The sequence below is a fragment of the Corallococcus sp. AB030 genome (assembly GCF_003668965.1).
Lineage (GTDB): Bacteria > Myxococcota > Myxococcia > Myxococcales > Myxococcaceae > Corallococcus > Corallococcus exiguus.
Genome location: NZ_RAWQ01000498.1, coordinates 1 through 446, shown reverse-complemented (window position 1 = coordinate 446; position 446 = coordinate 1). Strand labels below are relative to the sequence as shown.

The window sequence follows — 446 nt, the reverse complement described above, 5'->3', positions numbered from 1 at the left end:
GGAGAGGGGTGTAAAGGCAGGGGCAGGAGGGCTCGATGGCGCGCACGCGGACGGTGGGCAGTGGGGGCCTGAAGGGCCTTCCGGAGGCTCCAACGGTGTCCCCGGGGTCGGTGCCGGGCCGGCCGGTGGCCCTGGCGATGGCCCTGGCGGCCCTCCTGGCCTTCGGAAGCGCTTGCCGGGACGAACCCCCGCTGACGGGCGCCCGGAGCCTCCTGCGGGTCTCCCAGGAGGCCGTGACGTTCCCGGCCAGCTACCCCCGGGTGGAGCGGGTGGTGGAGCTCCGGGTGGTGAACGCGGGCCGGACGACGCTGGACGTGGAGTGGACGGCGCTGGCGGCCCCGTTCTCCGCGTCCGGGTTGCCCACACGCATGGCGCCGGGCGAGGTCCCGGTCCGGCTGTCCTACCGGCCGGAGGCCACGGGCGTGCTGACGGCCACGCTGGTGGGG

The 446-nt window shown here is 76.0% G+C and carries 1 pseudogene; it reads left to right on the top strand.

From position 1 onward, the window contains the following. Positions 1-35: 35 nt before the first annotated feature. Positions 36-446: pseudogene (locus D7Y15_RS43785) on the top strand (hypothetical protein); the annotation flags it as partial.